Origin of the sequence: Alteromonas sp. KUL42 (assembly GCF_006538325.1) — a bacterium.
Taxonomy (GTDB): Bacteria; Pseudomonadota; Gammaproteobacteria; order Enterobacterales; family Alteromonadaceae; genus Alteromonas.
Map to the genome: position 1 here is coordinate 355,398 of NZ_BJKK01000004.1, position 7,743 is coordinate 363,140.

At 43.6% G+C, this 7,743-nt stretch carries 5 protein-coding genes; 4 read left to right on the forward strand and 1 reads right to left on the reverse strand.

Annotated features, from left to right (window positions below; all coding sequences use genetic code 11):
• The first annotated feature begins 216 nt into the window (after nt 1–216).
• Entirely contained in the window at nt 217–3,540 is a 3,324-nt protein-coding gene (rne, locus tag EYR97_RS08745; protein WP_131093454.1) for a ribonuclease E, read from the forward strand.
• Nucleotides 3,541–3,677: 137 nt separating this feature from the next.
• On the opposite strand, the gene EYR97_RS08750 is transcribed toward rne, so the two are convergent.
• On the reverse strand, nt 3,678–4,574 hold the full coding sequence (locus EYR97_RS08750) for a hypothetical protein (protein ID WP_131093455.1): 897 nt from the start codon (nt 4,572–4,574) through the stop codon (nt 3,678–3,680).
• 228 nt (nt 4,575–4,802) lie between these two features.
• Between EYR97_RS08750 and EYR97_RS08755 the strand changes: the two genes are divergently transcribed.
• The 3 genes from EYR97_RS08755 to EYR97_RS08765 form a co-directional block, all read left to right on the forward strand.
• Nucleotides 4,803–5,855: an oxidoreductase family protein gene (locus EYR97_RS08755; protein WP_131093456.1), complete on the forward strand. Its 1,053-nt coding sequence runs from the start codon at nt 4,803–4,805 to the stop codon at nt 5,853–5,855.
• Between the two features lie 174 nt (nt 5,856–6,029).
• Nucleotides 6,030–6,815 carry a rhamnogalacturonan acetylesterase gene (locus EYR97_RS08760; RefSeq protein WP_131093457.1) on the forward strand — a complete coding sequence of 262 codons (786 nt, stop codon included), beginning with the start codon at nt 6,030–6,032 and terminating at the stop codon, nt 6,813–6,815.
• A 99-nt stretch (nt 6,816–6,914) separates the two neighbouring features.
• The coding region (locus EYR97_RS08765; protein ID WP_207308046.1) for a family 43 glycosylhydrolase at nt 6,915–7,743 on the forward strand (829 nt) is incomplete at its 3' end.

Consider the following 7,743-nt stretch of genomic DNA (forward strand, 5'->3'; position numbering starts at 1 on the left):
TGATCTAACTTAAGCTGACTCGTGGAAATTCAAACGTTCGCGTGTATGCACAGGATTAAAACTTACGCGTTCAATAAAACGCAATGGTCATCTACAAATGGATAATGCGGTGTTACAACAAAGTCCCCGTCCAGCCGTGAGGTTGCGCGGTGAGGGTTTGCACATGTCACTTTAATTTTGTGTCTAAACGGCTGTACAAAAACAGAGTTAGATACAATGAAAAGAATGTTGATCAATGCAACTCAGCAAGAAGAGTTGCGCGTTGCCCTTGTTGACGGGCAACGGTTGTACGATTTAGATATTGAAAGTCCTGGACACGAACAAAAGAAAGCCAACATCTACAAAGGTAAAATAACCCGCGTAGAACCTAGTCTTGAAGCTGCTTTCGTCGATTATGGCGCAGAACGCCACGGCTTCCTTCCTCTAAAAGAAATAGCGCGCACTTACTTCCCCAAAGGTTATAAATTTGAAGGCCGTCCAAACATCAAAGATGTTATCAAGGAAGGTCAAGAAGTTATCGTTCAAATTGACAAAGAAGAGCGCGGACAAAAAGGCGCAGCGTTAACAACCTTTTTGTCGCTAGCCGGTAGTTACCTTGTTCTTATGCCGAACAACCCACGTGCTGGTGGTATTTCTCGCCGCATAGAGGGCGATGAGCGTACCGAGTTAAAAGAATCACTGAGCAAATTAGATTTACCTGATGGCATGGGTCTCATTGTACGTACCGCAGGTGTAGGTAAATCATACGAAGAATTAGAGTGGGATTTAAAAGTTCTACTTACTCACTGGGAAGCAATTTCAAGTGTCGCTGAAGAGCGCGAAGCGCCATTTCTTATTCACCAGGAAAGCAATGTTATTGTTCGTGCAATTCGCGACTATCTGCGTCGTGACATTGGTGAAATTCTTATCGACAAGACCAGTATTTACGAACAAGCACTTCAGCATATCCAGTTGGTTCGCCCTGACTTTGCTAGTCGTGTGAAGTTATACAGAGGCGAAGTTCCTCTGTTCAGTCACTATCAAATTGAGAGCCAAATTGAATCTGCGTTTCAACGCGAAGTGCGCCTGCCCTCAGGCGGTTCAATTGTTATCGACCCAACTGAAGCACTAACCTCTATCGATATCAACTCAGCACGCGCGACAAAAGGCGGTGATATTGAAGAAACAGCACTTAACACTAACTTAGAAGCTGCAGACGAAATCGCTCGTCAATTGCGCCTTCGCGACTTAGGTGGTTTAGTGGTTATCGACTTCATCGATATGACACCAGTAAGACACCAACGCGAAGTAGAAAACCGTATGAAAGATGCGGTAAGAAGTGACCGTGCACGTGTACAGTTAGGTCGAATATCTCGCTTTGGCCTGCTTGAAATGTCACGTCAGCGTTTGCGTCCATCACTAGGTGAGTCTGCCCACCACGTATGCCCGCGCTGCTCTGGTCACGGTACTATCCGTGGTACAGAATCACTTGCATTGTCTATTCTTCGCATTCTTGAAGAAGAAAGTATTAAAGAAAACACCGGGCAAATTGAAGCGCAATTACCTGTGCCAGTTGCAACTTACCTTCTTAACGAGAAGCGTAAGTCTATTCAACTATTAGAAAAACGTCACGGTGTGAATTTGCTACTTATTCCAAATGCAAATTTGGAAACACCACACTATCAAGTATTGCGTCGTCGTCCAGATGACATAGTGTCAGAAGCAAGCTACGACGTTGAGCTAATGCCTGCAGTTGAAGCTGAAACGGAATCGACAACGACAGCCCCAGCTAAGCGTGAAGAACCAGCGCTTAAAGGCCTTGTTGCGCCAACAGCAGCCCCTGTAGTTGCGCCTAAAGAAGAAACTGTAGCGACGAAGAGCGATGACGTTCCATCGATGTTTGCACGTTTTGGCAAATGGATAAGCGATCTGTTTGGCAGTGATAGCGAGCAAGACAGTTCAAAAGAGAAAAAACAGAGTTCTGAAAGTAATAATAGAAACGCACGTAACCGCAACAATGACGATCGTCGCCGTAAGCCGCGCAACAAGAATAATCGCCGCAATGCTCAAGGCCGTGATCAAAACAAAGATAACGAGCAGCAAGACAATCGCAGGTCACGCACAGAACAACGTTCAGAGCAAGATGACAAGCGCAATAACAAAGGTCGCAAGCCTCGTAAGCAACAGCAGCCGCGTGATGAGCAGCAAAAGCCTAAGCATGACAAGCCAGAAGGTGAGCAACAAGAAAATCAAGCGCAGAAAAAGCGTGAAGTTGCAGAGCGCAGAAAACGTCGTGATAAACGCCGTACAGTGCGTGTGAAGAAAGATGAAAACGGTCAAGCGTTAAACGAACAAAGCGACTCTGGTGTAATTAGCGCAGACAACACACCTGCTGTGCCAAAAGAAGTAAAATCAGAATCTAAGCCTAAACAACAAAAGGCTGATAAACCTGAATCTACTACAAAACCAGAAACGCAGCGCGTTGAAAATACAGAAAAAACTAAAGCAAAGGCAGCTGTGGCTGAAAAAGCCAATTCTGCAAAGCAAAGCGATGGTATCGAAGATAGTAAAGATATTGCGCAAAGCAACGTGGAAGAAAAAGCGGCCGACGTAGTTGAGACTGAACAAACGCAGGACAATACTTCAGACGATACGGCGCAAAAACGCGAAGGCCGTGGACGTTCACGTCGTTCTCCGCGTCATGTACGTGCAGCGGGTCAACGCCGTAAGAAAGAAGCGCAACAGCACGATGAAGACAGCATTTCAGATGGCGTAACGCAAACGCAGCCTGCTAAGACTGAAGCGGTTCAAGATGAACTTCAATTTGATGTTGAGCCAGCACCGGTCGCTTCAGAGAAGGTAGAGGCACCTGTTGCTGAACCTACAACTGATAAATCTTCAGAAGATAGCCAACCTTCCGTTGAGAAAGAGCCTTCAGCGCAAGAAGAGCCTTCAGCGAAGAAAGAGCCCTCAACTGAAAGTGAAACTTCAGCCGAGGACAAACCTTCTGAAACTGAACAATCTACTGAGATTGAGCAGCCTGAAACGGTTACGCAAGCGCCAGTAGAAGAAGCTGTTGAAGCGAAAGCTGAAGTTTCTGATGCCGCAACTCCACCTGAGCAAGTAGAAATAAACTTATCTAGCTCAGATGAAACCGCGTCGGACACTGAAGTAAGCAAAGTTACTAGCGCAGAAAACGAAGCGCCTGTTACAGAAACAGCAAATGATGATAAGCCTGCTGCGGTAGCAAAAGATGAAACTCCAGCAATTGAAAGCAGAGTTTCAGCAGCAACCGAAGCAACTGCGCCAAGTCTAGCGGCAAGCGGAGCAGGCAAACGCCGTGCATCGCACGCTATGGCCCTTCCTACATCAGTAAATGACACATTTGTTGACGTCGCATTAACTGCTAAAGCCGACGATGCTCGCCCAGTACTGAGCGTATCAGGCAAAGCAGCAGCATTGTCGTTTGCAACAGCCAAGGCATCTGCGCCTATGACGCTACCTGCAACAGTTGACGCAATAGAAAACAGTGATGAAACTACACAAGCAGTCGAAGCCTAACAGCGAGTTGCAAGTAGTTTAAAACACGCAAAAGCCGTTTAATGATTTTCATTAAGCGGCTTTTTTAATGAGCCCTACAAATAGGAAATCAAAGCCAGCAGTGAATTATGCAACTTTTTAGCGATCAAATGAGGGAATTACCAAACTTCATCTAATCTGTGTTGATAATTACCTATATCGACCCTCGGAGTATCTAAGTCCCAGATATCGCAACAAGCATTATATTTTTCTATTGCATCTGACATAGTGATAATCGGTGTTTCAATGTACCTTTCAATATGATGACAAGGATGAACAAGTCGCGAGCGAACACCTGACCACGCATCGAACAACGCGCCAACATCTATGGCTATACCTCCACGTTGCTTTATCCAATGACAGTATATTTTTCCCAGTCCACCAGCACCAACTAAAAACAGCGCACCTTGATAAGGGACATCAAGCGTTTCATATATTTCTTTATATCTATCGGGAAAATGGCACCCAAGCTCTTCGCCTAAAAATTCACGTTCAGCGCGTACAATGTAATTCTTAGTCTCGTTTACTCGAAAATATTCCTTAATTATGCCACTGATATCTCTCGCACCAATTAACCCAACGAACTCTCTGTCTTTTAGTATTTTTCTATAAAGCTGACAGAACGTTAGATAGCGGTGAATACCGGCATCAGTAAAAGCCATATTACTCTTGGCTAAGTTATAATGCTCAATTGTATCGAAAACTTGTTGGTAACCCTTATGACGCAATTTTTGCTTTTCCCTAGGAATACCCAAAACATCTGCATTCCGAACAGCCTCCCTTATTGAATGACTCAGCACTTCTAGCTCTTCATCAGGCATACTCACATCATCAAACCATACCCTCAAGCTTCTATTCACTTCTTTCCTAGACGAGATAGTTGGAAATCCCATTAGTTCACCTTCGCCATCGCCAAGGCGAATTAGAGATGTTGGAAGCTTCGCTTCGATTCGCTGTATTAAAAAATCCGCAACTTCAAATCCGTTTAACTTTTCACTGTCCAAAACTTTCACCATGTAAACTTAATACCCTTTTTATGAAAACTAAACCAGTACTCTTTCGTTCCGTTCGGTCCTACTTTATTATGAACTATTTATCGAGTGATATCTCTTTAGATCTTTTAGCAAGCAAACACGTTACATTCATGAATTTAAAAACAAATGTTCTTTTATCGACGTTATGATGTATTGTGAAGTATATAAAGAATTGCCAATGGAAAGTTCGTCAAAAGTAACCTTAAATCCATGCCAGAAACCATAGATACTCGATTTATTCAGTACCTTGAAGATGCCTGCGGCGCCTCAGTCAGTGAACCTCAAATTATTCAACATTTGTGGAGTGGATATGGTGTATGCTTTCGTGCCACCCTATCTTCGGTTAACACCTCAAATAAGCGCTTCTCAAAACCAACGCCTGTGGTGGCAAAATGCGTAACACCACCGGATGTTTTATCGCACCCAAAAGGCTGGAACGGCGAAGCCGGCCACAATAGAAAATTAGCTTCTTTTAAAATTGAAAATAGCTTTTATCAACACCTTCAGCCGCTTACCAATCAAGATTGTTATGTACCAAGGTGTATTGCCGTTAAACAATGGCAACAAGGCTCAATGTTAGTCATGGAAGATTTAGTATCAGCGGGTTTTTCCAATACCACGCTCACCTTAACCGTGAAGCGAGCAAAAACGGTACTAGCATGGCTTGCAAACTTTCACGCTCGGTTTTTATCATTCGATGCAAGCACAGTATTAAAGGATGTGGATGTTTGGTCAGAAGGAAGCTATTGGCATTTAGATACCCGACAAGATGAGTACCAACGCATGCCAAAGGGAGCACTGAAAACGCATGCAGCAACTATCGCAATGAGGCTTGCCAATGCGAAATATAAAACATTGATTCACGGCGATGCCAAAGTGGCTAACTTCTGTTTTTCTTCTGATTTTAGCGCTTGCGCCGCCGTAGACTTTCAATACGTAGGGTTTGGAATAGGCGTCAAAGATGTCGCCTACTTTCTGGGAAGCGCATTAAGTGATGAAGATCAGCGGGCACATGGCGAAAGCTGTTTATCTGACTATTTTACCCTATTAAAACAAGCCCTCACCCAGCGCAATATTATAAGTCCCAATGAAAAGACATGTCTTAATACACAACAGATAGATGAACTCATTGAAGAATGGAAATACTTGTATAGTTTTGCGTGTGCCGACTTTCATCGCTTTTTAGCCGGATGGAGCCCTGAACACTGGAAAATAAATAGCGAGCTACAACGTCAAACTGATATTGCACTTTCGCAGTTGTAAAGCGCTAAGGTCAGCACACTCTAATAGCTCCCCCTCTACACCCACAAAAGCTTTACACTTAATTCATATAATTGCCACCGGTGGCAATTATATTTAAAGTAGGTATACTACGCCCTATCATCAAGGGCCTGTTGGCAACGTTCAGTTCAAACATATCTAAGAATAAGGTAAAAAATGGCAACTTGTACTCGTATTCTCTCTACAATTTTATTAGTGGCTTTCTCACTTACGGCTTGTGCAAAACAGCAATTGTTTATGGCTGGCGACTCTACAATGGCGATTAAGGATCCTAAAGATTACCCTGAGACAGGCTGGGGTGTTCCTTTTGCTACTTTCTTTTCAGACCAAGTAGATGTTATTAATCTTGCTAAAAATGGTAGAAGTACAAGAACCTTTATAGAAGAAGGCTTATGGCAACACATCGTAGACAATGCCAAGAAAGGTGACTTTCTGATCATTCAGTTTGGTCACAACGACGAGTCTGAAGCTAAAAAAGACAGATACACCACACCTGAAGAATATCAAACAAACATCAGCAACATGATTGCCTTTGCGCAAGAAAAGGAAATGAGTGTAATTTTGATGACCCCTGTCACCCGACGTTACTTTGATGAAAATGAACACATTGAGCAAACTCATGCCTATTCTCAATACGTAAGAAAGCTGGCGAAATCGTACAATAATTCTGATGAAAGCAAATTTCTGTTTATTGATATGGATGAAATAACCCGCCGCTATTTTCAAGAGCAAGGCGATGCACTGTCGCAACTGCGCTTTATGCACATAAAGCCCAACACACACCCTAACTACCCTAACGGGGTAAAAGACAATACACATTTTAATGAATTAGGTGCGCGGGAGGTTGCGCAATTGGTATTGGCTGAATTAAAAGCAGCAAACCACCCTTTGTCAAAACCCTTGCGCAGGGTAGACCCAAAGCACTTGAAGTTAAGCTATTAAGCGCAGTAATCGTTGACCGGTGAACTTTGAACTCAGTGTAAACATTGGCGTTCACACCTAAAACGTTTCTATGATGCATGCTAATTAAAGGAAAAGACGATGAAAATAATGTGCAATAAGCATGTTCGTCAACTGAGTATTTTTACGCTCCTAAGTGTTGCACTAAGCGTACAAGCTAACCCCCTCCCGTTAGGTGAGGGCTTACGCACAGCCGACCCTTTTGCCCGCGTATGGCCAGACGGTAAAATGTATATTTATACTAGCCATGACCTGGAATGCCAAAAAGACTTTCACATGCAAGATTGGATGGCGTTCTCTTCAACTGATTTAAAGAGTTGGACTAATCATGGCGCTATTTTAAGCCTTGAAGATTTGAGCTGGGCTGACAATTACGCATGGGCGCCCGATGCGGCTTACAAGAACGGAAAATACTACCTTGTATTTCCCGCTGGCACAGGGTTTAAAGACAGAGTCAATCCAGAGAACAGTACCAAGTGGATGAGTATTGGCATTGCAGAGAGCAACTCACCTACTGGCCCTTTCAAAGACATGATTGGCAAGCCACTTTGGACAACACCCTACGCTAACGACCCCAGTATTTTCATTGATGATGATAGCCAAGCTTATTTGTATTTTCACGGAAAGGGTCAAGATTACAACGTGATAAAAATGCGTGATGACATGCGTGGCGTTGAAGGCGATTTTATCAAGATGGATATGGGCGGCTATGAACCTAAAATGGAAGGCCCATGGATTTTTAAGCGCGGTAAATATTACTACTACACCATGCCTGAAAATAATCGCGTTTTAACCTACTACATGGCAACGTCGCCCACTGGGCCTTGGGAATACAAAGGTGCTTTTATGGAGCAAGAGCACCAAAGCAATAATCACCACTCTATTGTGGAATATCAAGGCCAGTGGTTTT